The organism is Psychroflexus sediminis, from assembly GCF_900099815.1.
Classification (GTDB): Bacteria; Bacteroidota; Bacteroidia; order Flavobacteriales; family Flavobacteriaceae; genus Psychroflexus; species Psychroflexus sediminis.
The window spans coordinates 1-20,524 of record NZ_FNCW01000014.1; the positions used below are offsets into that span (position 1 = coordinate 1).

Here is a 20,524-nt window from a genome sequence, read left to right on the forward strand (position 1 = left end):
GTAATTTTAATAAGTTTGATAATCCAAGAAAATTTAGCTGCCACTGTGGTTTAGCTCCTTTTCCATACCAGTCGGGAAGCAGTATTAAAGGAAAAACCAAGACTCATTTTCTGAGAGATAAATCTTTAAAATCTATTTTGACAAAGGGAGCTATCACAGCTGCACAGCATGATCCTCAGCTAAAGGCATATTACAATCGTAAGATTAAAGATGGAAAACATCACATGAGTGTAATAAACGCCATCGCTAATAAACTCGTTTTAAGAATATTTGCTGTTGCAAAAAGAGATGAACCTTTTGTGAAATTATCGGCTTAAAAATTTGTTTTTAACTTAGAATGCTCGATGCTAAAACATAGAAAAATCATCTTATATAATATGAAATTCTAAATTACCAAAGTTTGATTACGAATGTTCAATAGAATTAGTTTCAGTCTGGAAACACCGCGATAAAAACTTCAGCATTAGAGCGTTCCACCTGTTCTTTTAAATGCTCAACTGAAATTTTTCCAATTTTATACTGAAGCTGCTTTTGGGTGCCGCAAAGTATTGCCTCTTTAAAACAGAAAGGCTCTAAGTCTTCTCTATCATAAGAAGAAATGTAGATTTTGATAAGCTTTTCAGAATCAAACTCAGAAATACTTGTGTTTACTTTGGAATAAGGATAGGAATAGTTTTTCAGTAAAGAAACCAGGTCTGAAAGCACGGCACTGGCCGTAGGGACGCTCCCGGCTCCTTTTCCCTGAAGCAGCTGCTGATGTGCAAAGTCAGCATTGATTTCCACCGCGTTATTTTCGAATTCAATGGAAGTGATGGCTTCGGAAGTCGGGATAAACTGGGGGGCCACGTAGGCTTCCAGTTTGCCATCTTCCATCTTGGAATGCCCGATTAATTTGATGCTGAAATTTTTCTCCTTGGCAAATTCAATATCCTCCGGTTTAACATGTCGTATCCCAAGATTTAAAATATCCTCTGGGGTGTTCAGTATCCCAAAGGCATGGTAATTACTTATGATGAGCTTAAACTTGGAATCCCAGCCGTCGATGTCCAGAGTAGGGTCAGATTCTGCAAAGCCGTGTTTTTGCGCATCGGTGATGATCTCCTCAAAAGGCTGTGGATTTTGAAACAAGCGGGTCAGTACATAATTGCTGGTCCCGTTGCTTATGGATTTTAAGGAGGTTAACGCATCATAACCAAAAGATTCCTCCAAAGTTCGTATCACAGGAATACTTCCACAAACGGCGGCTTCGTAAAGCAGGCTTACCTTCTGTTTTTGGGCTAAAGCAATGAGTTCTTCAAAATGTTCGGCCAGCATTTTCTTGTTTGCAGATATAACGTGTTTTTTATGGTTTAAAGCCTGTTTTACGATGTGAAAAGCGGCATCTGCATCATCGATTAACTCTAAAACCACGTTGATATCTTCATCTTCAAGAATATCTTCTGCGGCATAGCTAAAGTGTTTGGAGTCGATAGATCTCGGTTTGCTCGGGTCTTTAACCACGATGGTTTTTATGTTAATTTCTGACATTTCTTTTTTCTTGAGTACATGGTATATGCCAGAACCTACACTACCAAACCCAAACAATCCGATTCTTAAATTTTGTGACATGGATTATAGTTTAAAGTGTTTTTGTAATAATGATTTTATCTTTTCAACCTCAATTAAAAACCCATCATGACCATAGCTGGAATCTATGATTTCCAGTACTGAATTAGCGATGTGTTGATCAAGAAATTCCTGCTCTTCTACAGGGAATAGAAAATCGGTCTGAATTCCTATCACCAGGGTTTTGGCCCTGATTCTGGATAGTGCATTTTCAAAACCTCCTCTATTTCTCGCTACGTTATGGCTGTCCATGGCTTTGGACAAATACCAGTAGGCTTTCGCGTCAAAACGCCTGGAAAGTTTTTCCCCCTGGTATTTTTGATAGGAAGAGGCCCTGAAGTGATCTGTGGTATTGTCCTGATCGATTTGCGAGTTCTGGTAAGTCCTGTAGTTCCTGTAACTCACCAAAGCAATGGCCCTGGCAGCTTCAAGGCCTTTTTTACCGGCCTCTTTTTTGTTTTCAAAAAATGTAGAATCTGCCTCAATCGCCATACGCTGGGTTTCGTTGAGGGCAATGCCCCAGGAAGAATGTTTGGCGCTGGTTGCTAGTAAAATCAGATTTTTGATTTTCTCAGGCTTTAGAATAGCCCATTCCATCGCCTGCATACCTCCCATAGACCCCCCCAGGAGGTATTGAATCTGGTCGATTCCCAGATGTGCACTCAAAAGATCCAGGCTCTTTGAAATATCCCGAATGCTAAACTTAGGGAAATTCAGGCCGTAGACTTCTTTGGTTTCCGGATGCAAGCTTTGCGGATTGGTACTCCCATAGCAGGAACCAATCGTATTGACGCAAATCACAAAATACCTATCGATATCAATACCGTTTTTCTCATCAAAAATGCCCGGCCACCATTCTTCGGGATGCGCATTGGCGGTTAAGGCATGGCATATCCAGATGACATTTGAAGCTTCAGCATTGAGCTGGCCTAAGGTGTTATAAGCCAGCTCAAGCTTAGGTAAAGTCTGACCATTTTCGAGTCTGAAAGGCTTTCGATACGTAAATAATTTAGGCATAGGCTTCTTCGGTGTAAGCTGACTTTGTAATGTGATACTGAATTGGGGTCGCCTGACTTAAATTATCGCTGACTGGACATCTTTGTTTTACGCTTTTCAACAGAAAGTCTATGCTTTCCTGAGTGGCGTTGGTGACAAAATCGATACTCACCTCCAAAGACTGAAAGCCTGCCCGGCCTTCTTCGCTTAGCCCCAGGAATTTGTCAGCCTCTATATTTCCGTTGATATTGATATTAAAATCATAAAGTTTGATCCCCAGTTCTTTAGCTACCAAATTGATGACCACATTCAGGCAGCCCGCATAGCCTGCCAGGAGATATTCTACCGGATTGGCGGCTAAATCCTGTCCGCCAAGTTCGTGGGGTTCGTCCACTAAAAAGCTAAATTGCCTTGAAGTGCCTTTATATAAGGTTGAATTGATACTGGATCCGTTTATTGAAAAGTTTGATAAACTCATTCTATTTAATTTTTAAGTTGTGAAAATGCCTGTTCCAAATCAGCGATGATGTCGTCTATATGTTCTATCCCTACAGAAACTCTGAGAATTCCCGGGAATACGCCGGAGGCTTCTTGCTCCTCTTCGTTAAGCTGCTGATGGGTGGTAGAAGACGGATGAATGATTAAAGTCTTGGCATCCCCCACATTTGCGGTATGGGTGATAAGCTCTAAAGCATCTACCAGCTGGTCTGCATCATTCACGTCCCCCTTGAGCTTAAAGGATAACACGGCACCGAAGCCATGGCGGAGGTATTTTTTGGCATTTTCATGATAGGCTGAACTTTCCAGGCCCGGATAATTGACATATTCTACTTTGGGATGTTTTTCCAGGTGTCGGGCCAGCTTCAAAGCATTTTCAGAATGACGTTCGGTTCTGAGGGATAAGGTTTCCAGGCCCTGAAGCAGTAAAAAGGAGTTGAATGGGCTAATGGACTGTCCGAAATCTCTCAGGCCTTCCACTCTGGCTTTTATGGCAAAAGCCACGTTAGGGAGACCCAAGGGGTTGCCTTCGCCGAACACCTCCCAGAATTTCAGACCGTGGTAACCTTCAGAAGGTTCTGTGAACCCGGGGAATTTTCCATTGGCCCAGTTAAAGTTTCCTGCATCTACCAGTACGCCGCCAATGCTCGTACCGTGACCACCAATCCATTTGGTTGCCGAAGAAGTCACAATATTGGCCCCGTGTTTTATCGGCTGGGCAATCGCACCTCCGGCCCCAAAGGTGTTATCCACAATAAGGGGGATCTCATGCTTTTGCGCAATCCTGGCAATGGCTTCAAAATCCGGAATATTGAATTTTGGATTGCCGATGGTTTCCAGGTAAATCGCTTTGGTTTTATCGTCGATTAAGGCTTCAAAAGAACCCGGCTCATCGCCGTTGGCGAAACGTGCCTCGATACCGAGTTTCTTGAAGGTGACATTGAATTGATTATAGGTTCCGCCGTATAGAAACGACGTGGAAATAAAATTATCTCCAGCCTGCAGAAGGGTCGATAAAGCCAGAAACTGCGCGGCCAGACCGGAAGAGGTCGCTACCGCCGAAACTCCACCCTCTAAAGCAGCAATGCGCTTTTCGAACACATCGGTGGTGGGATTCATGATTCGGGTATAGATATTTCCAAACTCCTGCAGGCCAAATAATTTTGCGGCATGTTCAGAATTTTTAAATTTATAAGAGGAGGTCTGGTGAATGGGGACAGCAATTGAACCTGTGGTGGGATCGGCTTCCTGTCCGGCGTGAAGTTGTAAACTTTCAAATTTTAGTGTAGACATTTGTAAGGATTTTAAAAGGTTATGAATGGATTTACTCGGTATTCCTTCAGAAGAGAAGGGCAGAGATAAATTAGGAAACTTGAGAAGTGAGCCTATGCGCACATACAACAACAGCACGACATAGGCGTGTGCATTCGCATGGACGATGTGCAAAAAGATACTAGTGATACAAATTCAAAACTGAATTGAATGGAAAGCCTGGTGTTTAAAAAATACAAGTTCATTTTCTTATAATTTATATGTCCCTTTTTGGGCAGGAATTAGCACCTTTTCAACACTATGTTGAGGTTGCCGAGGGTCGCGGAGCCTGTCTCTCGCCTCTTCTTTATAAATCATACACCGAAAAGTGGCAGATGATGATACAAACATAATTCAAACTATACCAATGACAAGGTCAAAAAAGCTGAAATATGTTAAATATTGTTAAAACGAAAAAAGCCTCTATTTACAGAGGCTTTTTCAAAATGTTGTCAAAACAACAAGGTTTGGCTAATTCGTTGTTATACATTTTTAATTTTTTTCAATCAATCAAAAAGTAAACAACGTCAGCCCCCGTCTATTTTGCAACTAGACACCGTCATGAACGAAATCGAAATTCCATTTGTACGGGTAAAAGATGTTTTTCTTAAAAACTTCAAATAGTGATATTTATTAGTAAGATGTGTTTTTACTTAAATGGTTGCGTAATGAAGGTCCAAATAATAAAAAAGAAATACTATTTTTACATAAAATGAATTCAATTAAAAAAAAATGGCAAAAGAAAATAGCGAGAAAGATGCAAAGTTAAAAGCGCTTCAATTGACTTTGGATAAGCTTGATAAGACTTACGGTAAGGGAACGGTAATGAAAATGAGTGACCAGGCAGTTCAGGATGTAGAGGCGATTTCTTCGGGTTCTTTAGGTTTGGATTTGGCTCTCGGAGTTGGAGGATATCCTAGAGGAAGAGTAGTAGAAATATATGGACCAGAATCTTCTGGTAAAACCACATTGACGCTTCATGCCATTGCGGAAGCTCAAAAAGCAGGTGGCATAGCAGCTTTTATAGATGCGGAACATGCGTTTGACAGAACTTATGCCAGGAACCTTAACATAGACATTGATAATCTAATCATATCCCAGCCAGACCACGGAGAACAGGCTTTGGAAATCACTGAAAATTTGATTCGTTCCGGAGCTATTGATATTATTGTGATTGACTCCGTAGCGGCTTTGACTCCAAAAAGTGAGATTGAAGGTGAAATGGGAGATTCCAAAATGGGTCTTCATGCGAGACTGATGTCTCAAGCCTTAAGAAAAATGACATCGACCATTAGCAAAACCAATTGTACCGTGATTTTTATAAACCAATTGCGAGAAAAAATTGGAGTGATGTTTGGAAACCCCGAAACAACGACCGGCGGTAATGCCTTAAAATTTTATGCATCTGTAAGACTTGACATCAGACGTTCTACGCAGATTAAAAATGCCAATAGTGATGTGATGGGTAATAAAACCCGAGTGAAAGTGGTCAAAAATAAAGTAGCTCCCCCATTTAAAATGGCAGAATTCGATATAATGTATGGAACTGGGATTTCTAAAGTTGGTGAAATCATTGATATTGGAGTCGATTACGAAATCATTAAAAAAGCAGGGTCCTGGTTTAGTTATGAAGACACCAAGCTAGGTCAGGGTAGAGATGCCGTAAAAACTTTATTGCAGGACAACCCTGAACTGATGGATGAGCTGGAAGAAAAAATCGTAGAAGCTATCAAATTGGCAAAATCTGAAGATTAAAATACTACCCTTTAAAATACATAAAAAAACCGGTGATGAACTCATCGGTTTTTTTATGCCTGCTATTTTTTTGACCCAACGCAACCTTCTTTCTTTTATTTCGTCTATTAAGTAAACGCAACTGCCAATGAAATTTTTCACCAAATTTGTGATGGCTGGTTTTTTGACCTCCATTATTCTTTCGAGCTGTGAATCTGCGGATGATAATTTTTTTCAATCCACAGAAGTCTCCCCTATACTAGCTGCTAGCGTACCAGATACAATGCGGGTTGGAGAAGCCTACGTTCTAGAAGTCACTTATGAAAAAAAGTCAGATTGTCATAGCTTTTCAGGGTTTGATGCTGAAATACAGCAAGATAGTTTGTATTTTGTTCGCGCAATAACTATATTCACTCAAAAAGAAGGCATTAGTTGCGAACTCGAGAATGAAGGAATACCAATAGACGTCGATTTTATTAATTCATTTGAATCTGATTTTTATTTCAAATTCTTAACCGCAAACGATAGCCTTGGACAACCCGTTTTCATAGACAAAAAGGTGATTGTAATAGAATAAATACCAATGAAACTAAAAAACCTAATCAAACGCTGTAAGCAGAATGACCTATCGTCACAAAGGCTTTTATATGAGATGTTTGCAGAGGTTCTTTTTAGTATTTCTTTAAAATATTCCCGCAATTATGCTGAAGCAGAAGATAATTTGCAAGATGCATTTATTAAGATTTTTGAGAAAGTACATCAATTTCAACACAAAGGTTCTTTTGAAGGCTGGTTAAAACGAATAACGATTAACATTTGTCTTGAACGCTATCGAAACCAAAAAGTATTTGAGTTGGTGAATGAAGACGCTCTCAAAGCTGAAGAGGTTTATGTAGAAGACGAAAGCTATTCCTTACAATTTCTTTTGAATTGCATACAGAATCTTCCGGACAGATACAGAATGGTTTTCAACCTTTATACACTTGATGGTTTTTCTCACAAAGAAATTGCTGTAAAACTGGATATTAGTGAAGGCACCTCGAAATCAAACTTGTCTAGGGCAAAAGAAATTTTAAGAAAAAAAATTATCGAAGCCAAGGCTTATGGTGAATATCCTTATAAAATAGATCGGAATTAAATGAAATCTTCTAAATCTATAGAGCGCTTGTTTCAAGAAGGTTTTAAAGACTTTCAGGCTTCGCCATCACCAAAAGTCTGGAATGGTATTGAGGAGAAATTAACAGGAAAAAAACATTCCAGGAGAATTTTGCCCTTTTGGTGGCAAGTAGCCTCGGTTGCTGCTATTGTACTTATATTTAGTTCTATAGGCGTTTTTTATTATAATTCATCGGTTTATAAACCCTCTATAACGTTTAAGAAGCCTGCATCATTAAAATCAACTTCCTTAGAACTTATTCCTCTTCAATATAGATTTTCATCGGTTACTGAAAGTTTATCCAAAATGGAAAATTCTTTTGAAAGCCGTTTAGCTTTTCAAATTAGAGAACCGGAAGCAGGCAGTTCAGTATTAGCCGGTTCAACTTTAAATTTTAATCAAAAAGACTGGTATGCAGCCCCTGCAGAAAAAACAAAAACTACAGAAAGGTCGTTTTCGACAGTTAGCCAGTTGAAGGGTTCTTTGATAAATTTTCTTTCAAGCCCCTCTGTAACTTACAGCCTTGCCAAAGCTGATGTAAAGGAAAACACGGTAAGCAAGAAAAAATCACTGTTTGATGCGATGCAGGAAGATAATCTTTCAGCAGTTGACGAGGCTAAGTCCATAGATAAGCCCTGGACTGTTCAGCCCAATATTGCTCCTGTTTTTATGAGTTCTCTTAGCGGAGGAAACCCTATAGAATCAACTCTCCAGGGAAAAACAACGAGTAATCCCAACCTGTCTTACGGCGTCAATGTTGCCTATGCCATTAATAAAAAGATTAAAATAAGAACAGGAATCAACCAGGTAGCTATGGGATATGCAACTCAAGATGTTGTTTTATCCATCACCTCTCCGTCTTTTAAAGGAGAGAATTCGAGTAATATCAATAGGCAATCAAGCCAATTAGGCCAATTTTCTCTGATTTCCGCAATTAATAACCGAGATGTACAGACTAGAGCGGGTATCACTTCTTTAGGTCTTAGACCTTCAAAGGTAAATCCTGTTGGCGTACTAAATCATGAACTGGGCTTTGTAGAAGTGCCTTTGGAGGTAGAATATGCGCTTTTAGATGAAAAAATAGGCATACATGTATTGGGCGGAGCCAGCACTTATGTATTAAATAACAACGAGATCTTTTTCGAAAATAATGGACGCTCTTCGAATATCGGTGAAGCAAATAATCTCAACACCTTTAGTTTTAGCGCCAATCTGGGTGTAGGTATGGATTATAACTTTTCAGAGCAGGTATCCTTTAATTTAGAGCCTAAGTTCATGTATCAAATTAACACCTTCGAAAGTAATACCTCCAGCTTTCAGCCTTATTTCTTCGGAATTTATTCCGGAATAAAATTTAAGTTTTAGGAATTAGACTTTCAAAATTTAAATTGCCTGTTGCTTATGTAAGTAAAAAAATTAACTTTGTTCGTATGAGAGTAGAAGAGTACATACAAGACCTGTTATACCGATACGAATGCGTTATAGTGCCAGGATTAGGCGCTTTTGTTACACAAAAAAACACGTCCATCTATCATGCGGACTCTCACAAGTTCTCACCTCCTTCCAGGAAATTAACCTTTAATAAAGCGATTCAAAATCACGATGGCCTTTTAGCAGAAACCATTGCCAAAGGAGAATCTATGGATTTTGAGAGTGCAAAGCACAAAATCCAGCTTTTTGTCAATGATTTTCAAACGGCTTTAAACCTTGAAAAAGTTATAGACATTCCTCGGTTAGGAAGATTTCATCAAGATAAAGAGGGTAAAGTATCTTTTGAGCCTGATGCTTATGTTAACTATTTTATAGAGTCTTTCGGACTGGATGATATCACACTGGATACCATTTCGCAATCATTAGAAGAGATCAAAGGACAAGAGGACTCAAGTGTAAAAGTTAGAAAACTGGATACTTCAAGCTCAACAGAAAGAAAAAACAACAAAGCCTATCTAAGGTATGCTGCAGTAGGAGTAATTGCCCTTGGCCTTGCCGGTTTTGCAGGATTGTATCAGTATAACACGTACGTGATTTCACATAACGATGCTCAGGCTCAAAAAGCTGAATCCCTTCTGCAGGATAAAATTCAGAGTGCCGAATTCAGCTACACCTTATCCGAACTCCCTTTAAGCACCACAAAGCTTGAAACTTTAAAACCAAAATACCACATTATTGCCGGGGCTTTTCGAGTGAAAAGCAATGCTAATCGAAAGGTAGAGCTTCTCCGGGCTCAGGGCTATAAGGCTTCGATGATTGGAGAAAATGCCTATGGCTTGCACCAGGTGGCTTTTGACAGTTATGTGCAAAAAGAGGAGGCCTTGTCTCAGCTTAGAACAATAAAGGCGACAGAAAATCCAGAGGCCTGGTTGTATGTAAAGCAACTTTAGGTTAGGGTTAACAAGACAAAACCTATCTTTGCAAAAAAATATACATGGAAGTAAAATATCCTGAAGATTCTAAAACCACACTTACAGATTTAGTTTTACCCAGTGAAACGAATCCACTCAACAACCTGTTTGGTGGAGAACTTTTGGCCAGAATGGATCGTGCGGCGAGTATTGCTGCAAGAAGACATTCCAGACGTATCGTCGTCACGGCATCTGTCAACCACGTCGCTTTCAACAAAGCCATCCCCTTAGGGAGTGTGGTGACTGTTGAAGCTAAAGTTTCCAGAAACTTCAAAACCTCGATGGAAATATTTATCGATGTCTGGATCGAAGACCGTGAAAGCGGAAAACGGTCTAAAGCCAATGAAGCGATTTATACGTTTGTTGCTGTTGATGATACAGGAAATCCCGTAGAAGTTCCTAAATTAGAGCCGCAAACCAAACTTGAAAAAGAAAGGTTTGATGCTGCTTTAAGACGTAAGCAGTTAAGCTTGGTTCTGGCAGGTAAAATGAAACCACAAAACGCGACTGAGCTTAAAGCTCTTTTTGAAAATAATAAATAAATACTATGTACGAAGTTATTCAGATTGTTCACTCCTATTGGGCTTATTTGGTCGTTTTAGTCCTTGTATTAGCGACTTTTAATGCGATTATCAAAACCCTGGGCAAAAAATCATTTGGCCCGCAAGACTTTAGAATTTCACTGTTTACGCTTATTGTTTCGCATCTACAATTGCTTATTGGTCTTGTCTTATATTTCGTAAGCCCTTATTTCAGTGCCTTTTCAGAAGTTGGTATGAAAGGCGTCATGCAGGACAGCACTTTGAGATTATACCTTGTGGAGCACCCATTAACGATGATAATAACGATTGTCCTCATCACCGTAGGCTACAGCAAGCACAAAAAGAAACTGGCGTCCAATAAGAAGTTTAGAACCATCGCTATTTTTTATGCCCTGGCCTTACTGCTTATGCTTTCAAGGATTCCCTGGAAGGCCTGGTTTTAATATAAGCATATCATAACAGGCTTAAGACGTAAAGCTCCCGGAAGCACTTTCAGGGAACTTAACCTGACTTTGGATGCGTATGCACCTGAATTAAAACGCTGAAGTTTGTTTATGAAATCCCATATAATTTCCTTTCCTAAGTCACTGAGACAGGATTCAACCATAAAAAAGCCCTTTAAAATTAATTAAAGGGCTTATTGTATATTAGAAGTTAATTGCTTAAGCTTCAAATGGAGTGACATAGACAAAAGACTTATCATCTTTTGTTTTCTTAAAATGTACGGTTCCATCCACTTTAGCGTGTAATGTATGATCCTTTCCAGCATATACATTCTCGCCTGGCTTGTGAGCAGTTCCTCTTTGTCTCACGATGATATTTCCGGCAACAGCAGCCTGTCCGCCAAAAATTTTAACGCCAAGACGTTTTGATTCTGATTCTCTTCCGTTTTTTGAACTTCCAACACCTTTCTTATGTGCCATGATGTTTAGTTTTTGTAATTATGTTACTTACTTAATAATTCGATCAATTCAGCTTTTTTCAAAGCAGAGTATCCTTCCAAGCCTCTTTCTTTGGCCATTTCTTTAAGCTCAGCCACAGTGTGCTTGCTCAAGTCAGTTGTTTCTTCTTTATTAGCTTCTTTGGTTTCTTCTTTTTTCTTAGAAGTGGAAGCAGATTTTGAAGAACCTCCGGAAACAGAGATGTCTCCAATTTGGAGTTCAGTAAGGTACTGGCGGTGACCATTTTTCTTACGGTATCCTTTTCTTCTTTTCTTTTTAAAGACAATAACCTTGTCTCCTTTCAGGTGCTTAACGACTTTTGCGCTAATGGAAGCACCGTCTATAGCCGGGGCGCCTAGAGTAATGTTGTCTCCGTCTGCATGTAAAAGAACTTTGTCAAAAGATACATCAGCACCTTCCTCTTCTTTTAAACGGTGAACAAACACTTTCTGGTCTTTCGCAACTTTAAATTGCTGCCCTGCTATCTCTACAATTGCATACATAGTGTTTAGTTATTTAATTTTTACTAAATAGTTTGCAAATATAGTACTTTAAAAATAAAAGGGCAATTTAAATTGAAATGAAAATACTAACCTTTCAAACTGCGTTTTAGCAGCTGCATGAAGGAGAGAGTCAGGACTATGGTCGTAGCAAAACCACCAAGTAAAACGGTGAAACTAAATATTCCAACACCCACTGTATAGGACTTAGAGAAGTTTTCTGCGATTTTACTCATGAAATCGGGATCGACTTCTGTCACATAGACTGCCATAAAAATGGTAAAGAGGATAGTAGCCAGAAAACCGGTCACTATTCCGGCCTGAAAGCCTTTTGTGTAGGTATAATCCTCTTTTAATTCAATTCGCTTATATCTTATGGCTTCATAGATGGCAAAACCGGTAATAACCCCATTAAATAAACTAAATAATGGATTGGTATGCAGTCCAAATAAGGACAAAACCAAAAAGTATGCTATTAAAGAGGAAGCTAATGCTATTCCAAATCTTACAGAAAGTACAAATCGACTCATGGGTTAAATTTATTTGCTAATATATCAAAATTAAGAATGGATAAGAATTTTCAACGTGAATTAATAAACTCTTAAGGATTACAAAAATATAAAATGGATTGAATTTTTTTTGTAACAAATCATATACTTTTAGACCTATATGATATAACCAAAAACAAAAAAAATGACTAAGACTATTATGTTATCTGTTTTTGTATTTTTTATCACGCTGGCGCAGGCCCAGAAGGTGGAATTTACAGAATACGACCTGGACAACGGTTTGCATGTGATCCTGCATCAGGATAACACAGCTCCTGTTGTAATCACCTCTGTTATGTATAATGTGGGTGGAAAGGATGGCCCTAGAGATCGTACCGGCTTCGCTCACTTCTTTGAACATTTGTTATTTGAAGGCTCAGAAAATATAGGAAGAGGTGAGTTCATGAAAATAATTCCTGCTAACGGAGGTACGTTTAATGCAAATACTTCTCAGGACAGGACCTATTATTATGAAATCTTCCCGTCCAATAAGCTGGAACTGGGACTATGGCTAGAGTCTGAACGCATGCTCCATCCAGTAATTGATGAACAGGGAGTAGAGACTCAAAATGAGGTTGTAAAAGAAGAAAAGCGACAAAGCTACGATAGACCTTATGGTAAATTTTTAGAGGTTGTAGGCGAAAATCTTTTCACAGTTCATCCCTATAAGGATACGAATATTGGAGAAATGGAGCACTTAGATGCGGCAACTTTAGAAGAATTTAATGCGTATTTCAACAAATATTATGGTCCTAACAATGCTGTTCTGATTGTTGCTGGAGACATAGACAAAGAGGAGACCATGAAAATGGTTAAAGCATACTTTGGTGAAGTTAAGCCTCGTCCTGAAGTGATAAGAGATTTCCCTGAAGAAGAGCCTATAACGTCTACTAAAAGGGTGAAAGCTTACGATGCAAATATCCAGATCCCCGCAATCATTGCTGCCTATAGATTACCTGGACAGGCAACCCGTGATGCTTTTGTATTAGACATGATTTCAACTTATTTAAGCGGAGGAAAGAGTTCTGTTTTGTACAAAAAATTAGTTGATGAACAAAAGATGGCTTTACAAGCTCAGGCTGTCAACCTAGGTCAGGTAGATTATAATATTTTTGCTTTGTTAGCTCTGCCCTTAGGCGATGTTTCTTTGGATACTCTTTTAGAAGAAATAGATGAAGAGATTCTTAAAATGCAAACTGAATTAATTTCAGAAAGAGATTACCAGAAATTATTAAACCAATTTGAAAGCAGATTCGTAAGTTCTAACTCTAGTGTTGCAGGGATAGCCAGTTCTTTGGCTACATATTACTTGTTGTATGAGGATGTGGATCTGATCAACACTCAATTGGAACTTTACCGATCTATAACAAGAGAGGAAATTAGAGACGTTGCTAAGAAGTATTTAAGCCCTAATCAAAGGGTAGAAATCGAGTATTTACCAAAAAAAGAAGATAACTAAGATGAAAACAATAAGCATAAAATTAGTAGCTTTTATAGGTGTTGCTTTGATTGCATTTGGAGTCAACGCTCAAATAGATAGATCTCAAATGCCTGAAGCTGGCCCTGAACCCAAAATCAATCTTGAAAAGCCAAAGGAATTTAAATTAAAGAACGGAATCACCCTTATGGTGGTTGAAAATAATAAGTTACCTCGCGTTTCTTATCAATTGAGAATCGACAATTTGCCTTACAAGGAAGGAGATAAAGCAGGTGTTGCAAGTTTATTATCTGCAATGCTCGGTAATGGAACCACTTCGATTTCTAAAGATGATTTCAACGAAGAAGTTGACTTTTTAGGAGCTAGCATAAGCTTTGGTTCAAGTGGAGCCTTTGGAAGTGGATTGGCGAAATACTCAGATCGCATTGTCGAGTTGATGGCAGATGCTACAATCAATCCTTTATTGGTTGAAGAAGAATTTGAAAAGGAGAAAGAAAAACTGATCGAAAATTTAAAGTCAAGCGAAAAAAGCTTAGATGCTGTTTCCGGAAGAGTTGTAAGCGCTTTGGCTTATGGCAAGGATCACGTTTATGGAGAGTATTTAACAGAAGAAACGGTCAACAATGTTACTTTTCAAGATGTGAAAGATCTTTATCAGGTGCGTTTTGCTCCCAACGATGCTTATATTGTTGTCGTAGGAGATATTGATCCAAAAGCTGCAAAAAAACAAATAAAAAAGTTTTTCGGGGATTGGGAAAAGCAGGATTTACCAAACATAACTGAACCGAAATTGACAGAGAATGTATCGACTACTCAAATCAATTTTATCGATATGCCAAACGCCTCTCAAACGGACATTACAGTAACAAATAATGTTGACTTGAAGCAGAACGACGAAGATTATTTTGCTGCATTGATGGCAAATAACATTCTTGGAGGAGGTGGTGAAGGCTACCTGTTCAAAAATCTTCGTGAAGACAAAGGCTATACTTATGGAGCTTATTCAAGTTTAGGGTCAAACCGATATGGTGTCTCTAGATTCAATGCTTCTGCTAAGGTAAGAAATGCCGTTGCGGATAGTGCAGTGGTTGAGTTCGTTAAAGAAATAAAACGAATTAGAACAGAGCCAGTTGATGCGCAAACTTTAGAAAACGCTAAAGCGAAGTATGTTGGAAATTTTGTAATGGCATTGGAGCGTCCTCAAACCATTGCAAACTATGCGCTTAGTATAAAGCTCAATAATTTACCACAGGATTTTTATGAAAATTATCTTGATAATATCAATAAGGTGTCTGCTGAGGATGTTAAGGCAGTTTCCCAAAAGTATTTTAAGATTGATAATGCTAGAATAGTCATGGTGGGTAAAGGAAGTGAGGTTGTAGATAAGCTTGATAGATTGAACCTTCCTGTAAATTATTTTGATCAATATGCGAATCCGATTGACAAACCTGAGTTTAAAAAAGAACTGCCGGAAGGGGTTACAGTGGCAACTGTGTATGAGGATTATATCACTGCTGTAGGTGGAGAAGAGGCGATTTCTAAAGTCAATTCCATGATGATGAAAGGGAATGCAAGTGTTCAGGGGATGACTTTATCTTTTATAAGTAAAGCGGCTAAAGGCGGAAAATCTCTCACTATGATCGAAATGAATGGAATGACGCTTAGCAAGCAGGTTTTTGATGGCGAAAAAGGCTATGCTGCTGGTCAGGGTCAGAGAATAGATTTAAACGAGCAGCAGGTGAAAGACTCTAAAGCAAGCTCTGGTCTCTTTCCTGAATTAAGTGTGTCAGAAAACGCAGAACTTAAGGGGATTGAGTCAGTAAATGGCGAAGAGGCTTATGTTGTTCAGCTTACAGATAATGTAAGAGAATTCTACAGTGTAGATTCTGGCTTGAAACTGGCCACTGAAACTACAGCAGAACAAATGGGACAAAAAATGGTATCCACGATTTCATACCTGGATTATACAGATAAAAACGGAATCTTGATTCCCATGACCTTAAGTCAAAATTTTGGTCCACAAACTGTCGATATCAAAATAGAAGAAGTAAAATTTAACGAAGGCGTTACCGATGCCGATTTCGAATAAGTTTTAGTGTTTATGATTCTTAAATCCCGCTGAATGGCGGGATTTTTTTTGTTTTAGGTAAAAAAACAGTCAGGCCCCGGTTTTTTTGAATAATTAATCATTTAGAAAAGTTTGCATAAGCGTATTATTGCAGACGTACAGTCTAAATAAAACAGCATGCGCTTCAAAGATTTACCCCAGCTTTTAGTATTGGTTTTGCTCATGGTTCAATGCAAAAATCCAAGTGCATCAGACCAGCAGTCAGAAGTCATGTTTGCGACCTTCAACGTCAGTATGGAATCTGAAAATTATTTAGGCCGATATGCCGATGGTGTGTCTTCTCAGGTGCTAATCGATAAACTGGCCGGGGGAACGAGTCCACATATAAAAAATATTGCCAAAATCATACAGACCCAAAGGCCGGATGTAATTCTGCTCAATGAATTTGACTATATCGAAAATCCTGAGCAGGGAGTAGAGCAATTCATCAAGGCTTATCTTAAAGTGCCTCAGGGAGAAGCACAAGCGATCGACTATCCTTATTATTACTATGCTGCCTCCAACACCGGAATAGAAACGCCGTTCGATCTTAACGGAGACGGCAAATTTGAAGGCAGTGCCAACGATGCCTTTGGTTATGGACGATATCCTGGACATTATGGGATGGTACTGCTATCAAAATACCCCATCGACAAAGCGAATATCCGCACCTTTCAGAAGTTTAAGTGGAAGGATATGCCCGGTTATCTGGTAACCCAAACGGCTGACGGGAATAATTTTTATAGCGATGAAGCCTGGGATGCTTTCAGGTTGTCTTCCAAATCGCACTGGGATGTGCCTGTAAAATTTGGTGATCAAACCATACATGTATTGGCAAGTCATCCTACTCCACCAGGTTTCGATGCTGAGGAAGATAGAAATGGCAAGAGAAATCACGATGAGATAAGATTCTGGAAAGACTATATCGATAAAACCCAGGGCGCTTATATTTATGATGATAAGGGTGAAACCGGTCCCCTGGGGTCAGAGGCCTTCGTCATTATGGGAGATTTGAACGCTTCACCTTATGAAGGTAACGCCAGGACCGAAGGCATCAGCGATTTACTGAATCATCCTAGGGTGAATAATGAGTTTACCCCTTCCAGCAAAGGCGGTGAATCCTTAAGCCCTGATAATCCCTATGGAAAATACCACACGGCTTTTTGGAAATTGAGAGCCGACTATGTCCTGCCTTCCAAAGATTTGAATGTGGTCGATCATGGTGTATTCTGGCCGGTAGAAGGCGAAGCTTTGCATGAATTGATGCTGGATAGGGAATCCAGCTCCGATCATAGACTGGTCTGGGTTGAGGTCAAGCTCGAAGACTAGTTTTTCATTTCAACACCTTCAAGGCTTTTACGATGACACTTTCTACACAGGTTTTGGTGGATAAACAAAGTTATGCTTGCCCGGCGAGGGAATAGTCAGGGTGTAACTTAAGACATAACAAGGTTAGCTTACTGTTAGCTCTATAGCATGATTTGGTGTGGGCATTCATATTTTGTACCTAAAGGCACAAGGTGGTGCCGGTGGCTTTCTCTATTACCTATATAAAGTCTCTAAAGAGACAAGTCAATCAAAGCGCTCTCTCTTAGTTAAGGTTTGAAAATGAGTTTTGAGCCTTTTTCGCCAGGCATATGTTAAGTCACGAACTCCATAAAACTAGTAACTACTAACCTGTCCCGTTAGGGACTATATTTTGGTAAACCCTAATACGAAACAGGCTCAGCGTGCCGTCAGGTACGCTATATGGTTTGGGATAAAGCTAAAAGAAAAAAGTTTACTTCAACACCTTCACCGCTTTCACGATGACACTTTCTATACTGGTTTTACTCGACACAAAAACAGATTCAGAATACAATCCGGCCTGCCTGGCCGTCGTGGGCCCGATGCAAATCAGTTTGGATGTTGAAGCCGGATTTGCTTCAAAAAAGCTGTCCACTCCGGAAGGACTGAAGCACAGCACGGCATCAAATGTTCGGTTGAAGGATTTAGGGGTTTTGATGGTTTCGTAAACGAAAATCTCTGTGAGACTGACTTTTGCTTTTTTAAGGGCTTCAGAAAGCTCAGGTCTTCGCTGCCGGCTTCCAAAAAAGGTAAAAGCCTGATCGGCATAGCTTTCGATGATGGCGTCAGCTAAGGCCTTCCCATGTTCAGCGATGAGTTCGACTTCAAATCCCAGGGATTTCAATTTTAAAGCGGTGTTTTCACCCACACAAAAGCAGGTTTTGATTTTGAAATCCCGGATTAATTCAACTGTTGTCTGACTGGTGATAATGGCATTTGGGTAAGGTGCTTCGGATACGGAGGCCGGCAATTCTAAGGCTTGTGTCTTTATAAAATTGTATTCGGTAAGACTAAGGTCCGCGTTGAGGAGCAGGTTTTTCTGAGCGGGTGAAAGCCGTTTTGTAGAAAGGACAGAAGACATCTTACAGTATTTTCCGCAGTTCTTTCATCAGTCGATCACCCCCCTGTCTCAAAACCAGTTCAGCGCAGCGTTTACCAAAACCATCTGCCTGGTCTAAAGCTGTGGATTCTTCGATGATGTAGCTTTCGGTTCCATCCAGACCAAACAGTCCGGCTTTTAGTTTCAGTTCATCACCGTCAATACTAGCTAGGGCGCCAATAGGAGCTGTGCAGCCCCCTTCTAAAGTTCTAAGGAACTCTCGCTCAACTTTTACAGCCAGAGCGGTTTCAGCGTGATTTATAGGACGCAAAGCCTCTTTACAAATCGTATTTGAATCCAAAGTTACAACCAGCATCGCCCCCTGGGCAGCTGCAGGAATCATCCAGTCGAGTTCGGTGTGGTTGTCCGGTTTTAAATCGATGCGCTCAAGTCCAGCTGCAGCAAATATGGCTCCAGCCCAGTCGCTGTCCTCCAGCTTTTGCAGACGGGTGTTGACGTTTCCTCGCAAGTTGACGACCTCATGATTTGGATATTTTCGCAGCCACTGGGCTTTGCGTCTCAAGCTTCCCGTGGCAATCGTTTCTTTTGAAGAAAAATGCTCAACACCTTTATGAATAAGGATGTCACTTGTGTTGGCTCTTGGTAAAACAGCCGCTTGCACAACGCCTATTGGCAATCTTGTAGGCACGTCTTTCATGGAATGCACGGCAATATCAATTTCTTCTTTGATGAGGGCCACATCCAGGGTTTTGGTAAAAATCCCAGTGATGCCCATTTCGTAAAGCGGTTGTTCGAGATTGAGATCTCCGGTAGATTTGACGGGTTTAAGAATGGGAGTATAGCCTTCGCGTTCCAGGAGTGATTTTACTTGGTGTGCCTGCCATAAGGCCAACTCACTATCACGAGTTCCTATCCGTATAGTTTTTGACATAAAGAAACAGAGTTATAGGGATGAAAATTAAGGCTAATCAGATTCAGTTTCCAGTTCGAAGACTTTCTTGAGTAAAGCAATGCTGTCTTCCGTAGAACCGTTGGCGCTTCTTAAGTGGCTTGCAAAGCTTCTTGTGATTTTATGAATCACGCGATCACTGATGAGTTCGGCCTGCTCTTTATCAAACTGATTGTTCTTTTTGCTTTGATAATCCAATTCTTCATCCTGGAAGATTTTGAATTTTTCTTTAAGGGCTTTGATAGTTGGAGCAAATTTTCTGGTGTCCAGCCACTCATCAAATTCAGTTTTTACATCTTCAATGATAGCTTCTGCATCTGGGATAAAAGCTCTTCTTTTAGATAGAGTTTCATCGGTAAGCTGAGATAAATGATCCAGGTGAAGCAGCTTCACATTGGTCATTCCTTCCACATCTTCAGCTACATTTTTAGGAATGGAAAGGTCCAGAATTAAAAGCTCTTTTTTAGGATAAATCAGTTCTTTGGTGATGGTTGGAGTTTGTGCACCAGTGGCCACAATCAAAATATCAGTAGAACGGATTTCCGACTGTAATTCTGAAAAGTCCTTGACGATCAAATTGAATTTGCCAGCGATTTCTTCAGCTTTATCTTTAGTTCTGTTGATGAGCGTAATGTTTTTATTACTGGTATGCTTCACCAGGTTCTCACAGGTGTTTCTCCCTATTTTACCAGTCCCAAACAAGAGTATTTTCTTATCTGAAACATGAGTGGTGTGGTCTAAAATATATTGGACAGAGGCAAAAGAAACCGAAGTTGCTCCTGAAGATATTTTAGTTTCATTTTTGATTCTGCGGCTGGCCTGTATCACAGAATTGACCAGTCTTTCCATGAAATGATTGATCATTCCCTTTTTCTTGGACAAAGTGAAGGCCGATTTGATCTGACTTATGATTTCAAAATCACCAAGAATCTGACTATCCAGTCCGCCTCCCACACGAAACATATGAATGATGGCCGCTTCATTTTCCAGAACATACCCGCTTTCCACAAAGGTGGTCTGGTCTCCGATGCTAAATTCACAAAGCAGATCTATCAATACCTCTGCCTCGTCGGCAAATGCATAGATTTCAGTTCTGTTGCAGGTTGAAGAAGTCACCACAGAAGTAAGACCAATAGATTTAGCCTTGTCAAGCAAAGCTTTTCTCTGGTCTATGTTTAGGTTGAATTTACCTCTAGTCTCTGCATCTGCTTTTTGATAGCTGATGCCTATGACGTAAAAGTTTTTATGTTTAGAGACGTTGTATTTCTGCATTCTTTGATTCCAAAAAATATGGTGTACAAAACTAGAATATAAGCAGAGTTAAAAATAACGCTGTAAGTTCCTTTTTTGTCGTTTGGCGTATTTTTAATTGAAATCTGATAAATATCAG

General features: G+C 39.7%; 21 protein-coding genes and 1 riboswitch. Of the genes, 11 read left to right on the forward strand and 10 right to left on the reverse strand.

Features of this window, described 5'->3' with window-relative positions:
• A partial coding sequence (locus BLP81_RS11980; RefSeq protein WP_143002836.1) for a transposase occupies positions 1-317 on the forward strand: 317 nt, incomplete at its 5' end.
• Between the two features lie 112 nt (positions 318-429).
• Here BLP81_RS11980 and BLP81_RS11985 read toward each other — a convergent pair.
• Genes BLP81_RS11985 through BLP81_RS12000 form a run of 4 tightly spaced genes read right to left on the reverse strand, consistent with a single transcriptional unit; the run spans position 430 to position 4,392 of the window.
• Positions 430-1,608: a homoserine dehydrogenase gene (locus BLP81_RS11985; protein ID WP_093369335.1), complete on the reverse strand. Its 1,179-nt coding sequence runs from the start codon at positions 1,606-1,608 to the stop codon at positions 430-432.
• Between the two features lie 3 nt (positions 1,609-1,611).
• Complete coding sequence (gene metX / locus BLP81_RS11990; protein ID WP_093369339.1) at positions 1,612-2,622, reverse strand: homoserine O-acetyltransferase MetX; 1,011 nt, start codon at positions 2,620-2,622, stop codon at positions 1,612-1,614.
• Entirely contained in the window at positions 2,615-3,079 is a 465-nt protein-coding gene (locus BLP81_RS11995; protein ID WP_093369343.1) for an OsmC family protein, read from the reverse strand. Before BLP81_RS11995 ends, metX begins: the two co-directional genes overlap by 8 nt.
• Before the next feature lie 5 nt (positions 3,080-3,084).
• Complete coding sequence (locus BLP81_RS12000) at positions 3,085-4,392, reverse strand: O-acetylhomoserine aminocarboxypropyltransferase/cysteine synthase family protein (protein WP_093369347.1); 1,308 nt, start codon at positions 4,390-4,392, stop codon at positions 3,085-3,087.
• Between the two features lie 232 nt (positions 4,393-4,624).
• Positions 4,625-4,726: riboswitch (SAM riboswitch) on the reverse strand.
• Positions 4,727-5,142: 416 nt separating this feature from the next.
• Between BLP81_RS12000 and recA the strand changes: the two genes are divergently transcribed.
• The 7 genes from recA to BLP81_RS12035 all read left to right on the forward strand — a co-directional run bounded on the left by recA (position 5,143) and on the right by BLP81_RS12035 (position 10,687).
• On the forward strand, positions 5,143-6,165 hold the full coding sequence (gene recA, locus BLP81_RS12005) for a recombinase RecA (protein ID WP_093369351.1): 1,023 nt from the start codon (positions 5,143-5,145) through the stop codon (positions 6,163-6,165).
• Positions 6,166-6,292: 127 nt separating this feature from the next.
• Positions 6,293-6,721 (forward strand): hypothetical protein, encoded by a 429-nt coding sequence (locus BLP81_RS12010; protein WP_093369355.1) that lies wholly within the window; start codon positions 6,293-6,295, stop codon positions 6,719-6,721.
• Positions 6,722-6,727: 6 nt separating this feature from the next.
• Positions 6,728-7,282 carry an RNA polymerase sigma factor gene (locus BLP81_RS12015; RefSeq protein WP_093369360.1) on the forward strand — a complete coding sequence of 185 codons (555 nt, stop codon included), beginning with the start codon at positions 6,728-6,730 and terminating at the stop codon, positions 7,280-7,282.
• The gene (locus BLP81_RS12020; RefSeq protein ID WP_093369364.1) at positions 7,283-8,665 is read left to right on the forward strand and encodes a hypothetical protein; all 1,383 of its coding nucleotides are present in this window, start codon (positions 7,283-7,285) and stop codon (positions 8,663-8,665) included. It begins immediately after the preceding gene.
• Between the two features lie 65 nt (positions 8,666-8,730).
• Positions 8,731-9,681, forward strand: a complete 951-nt coding sequence (locus BLP81_RS12025; RefSeq protein ID WP_093369369.1) for an HU domain-containing protein — start codon at positions 8,731-8,733, stop codon at positions 9,679-9,681.
• Positions 9,682-9,725: 44 nt separating this feature from the next.
• Positions 9,726-10,244, forward strand: a complete 519-nt coding sequence (locus BLP81_RS12030; protein WP_093369373.1) for an acyl-CoA thioesterase — start codon at positions 9,726-9,728, stop codon at positions 10,242-10,244.
• Between the two features lie 5 nt (positions 10,245-10,249).
• Positions 10,250-10,687: a hypothetical protein gene (locus tag BLP81_RS12035; RefSeq protein WP_093369378.1), complete on the forward strand. Its 438-nt coding sequence runs from the start codon at positions 10,250-10,252 to the stop codon at positions 10,685-10,687.
• Between the two features lie 219 nt (positions 10,688-10,906).
• Here the strand turns inward: BLP81_RS12035 and rpmA are convergent, their stop codons facing one another.
• The 3 genes from rpmA to BLP81_RS12050 all read right to left on the reverse strand — a co-directional run bounded on the left by rpmA (position 10,907) and on the right by BLP81_RS12050 (position 12,215).
• On the reverse strand, positions 10,907-11,167 hold the full coding sequence (gene rpmA, locus BLP81_RS12040; protein ID WP_093369382.1) for a 50S ribosomal protein L27: 261 nt from the start codon (positions 11,165-11,167) through the stop codon (positions 10,907-10,909).
• 23 nt (positions 11,168-11,190) lie between these two features.
• The gene (gene rplU, locus BLP81_RS12045; RefSeq protein WP_093369387.1) at positions 11,191-11,688 is read right to left on the reverse strand and encodes a 50S ribosomal protein L21; all 498 of its coding nucleotides are present in this window, start codon (positions 11,686-11,688) and stop codon (positions 11,191-11,193) included.
• 86 nt (positions 11,689-11,774) lie between these two features.
• The gene (locus tag BLP81_RS12050) at positions 11,775-12,215 is read right to left on the reverse strand and encodes a DUF4199 domain-containing protein (RefSeq protein ID WP_093369392.1); all 441 of its coding nucleotides are present in this window, start codon (positions 12,213-12,215) and stop codon (positions 11,775-11,777) included.
• 163 nt (positions 12,216-12,378) lie between these two features.
• Between BLP81_RS12050 and BLP81_RS12055 the strand changes: the two genes are divergently transcribed.
• The 3 genes from BLP81_RS12055 (at position 12,379) to BLP81_RS12065 (ending at position 17,107) form a co-directional block, all read left to right on the forward strand.
• Positions 12,379-13,692 carry a M16 family metallopeptidase gene (locus BLP81_RS12055; RefSeq protein WP_093369397.1) on the forward strand — a complete coding sequence of 438 codons (1,314 nt, stop codon included), beginning with the start codon at positions 12,379-12,381 and terminating at the stop codon, positions 13,690-13,692.
• Between the two features lies 1 nt (position 13,693).
• Positions 13,694-15,760: an insulinase family protein gene (locus BLP81_RS12060; protein ID WP_093369403.1), complete on the forward strand. Its 2,067-nt coding sequence runs from the start codon at positions 13,694-13,696 to the stop codon at positions 15,758-15,760.
• 156 nt (positions 15,761-15,916) lie between these two features.
• Complete coding sequence (locus BLP81_RS12065) at positions 15,917-17,107, forward strand: endonuclease/exonuclease/phosphatase family protein (RefSeq protein ID WP_093369409.1); 1,191 nt, start codon at positions 15,917-15,919, stop codon at positions 17,105-17,107.
• 451 nt (positions 17,108-17,558) lie between these two features.
• On the opposite strand, the gene BLP81_RS12070 is transcribed toward BLP81_RS12065, so the two are convergent.
• The 3 genes from BLP81_RS12070 to hemA are packed head-to-tail and all read right to left on the reverse strand — an operon-like array spanning position 17,559 to position 20,406.
• A complete protein-coding gene (locus tag BLP81_RS12070) occupies positions 17,559-18,206 on the reverse strand; it encodes a uroporphyrinogen-III synthase (RefSeq protein ID WP_093369413.1) in 648 nt (215 codons plus the stop codon).
• A 1-nt stretch (position 18,207) separates the two neighbouring features.
• A complete protein-coding gene (gene hemC, locus BLP81_RS12075; protein ID WP_093369417.1) occupies positions 18,208-19,116 on the reverse strand; it encodes a hydroxymethylbilane synthase in 909 nt (302 codons plus the stop codon).
• A gap of 33 nt (positions 19,117-19,149) precedes the next feature.
• The gene (hemA, locus tag BLP81_RS12080; RefSeq protein ID WP_093369421.1) at positions 19,150-20,406 is read right to left on the reverse strand and encodes a glutamyl-tRNA reductase; all 1,257 of its coding nucleotides are present in this window, start codon (positions 20,404-20,406) and stop codon (positions 19,150-19,152) included.
• Positions 20,407-20,524 lie beyond the last annotated feature (118 nt).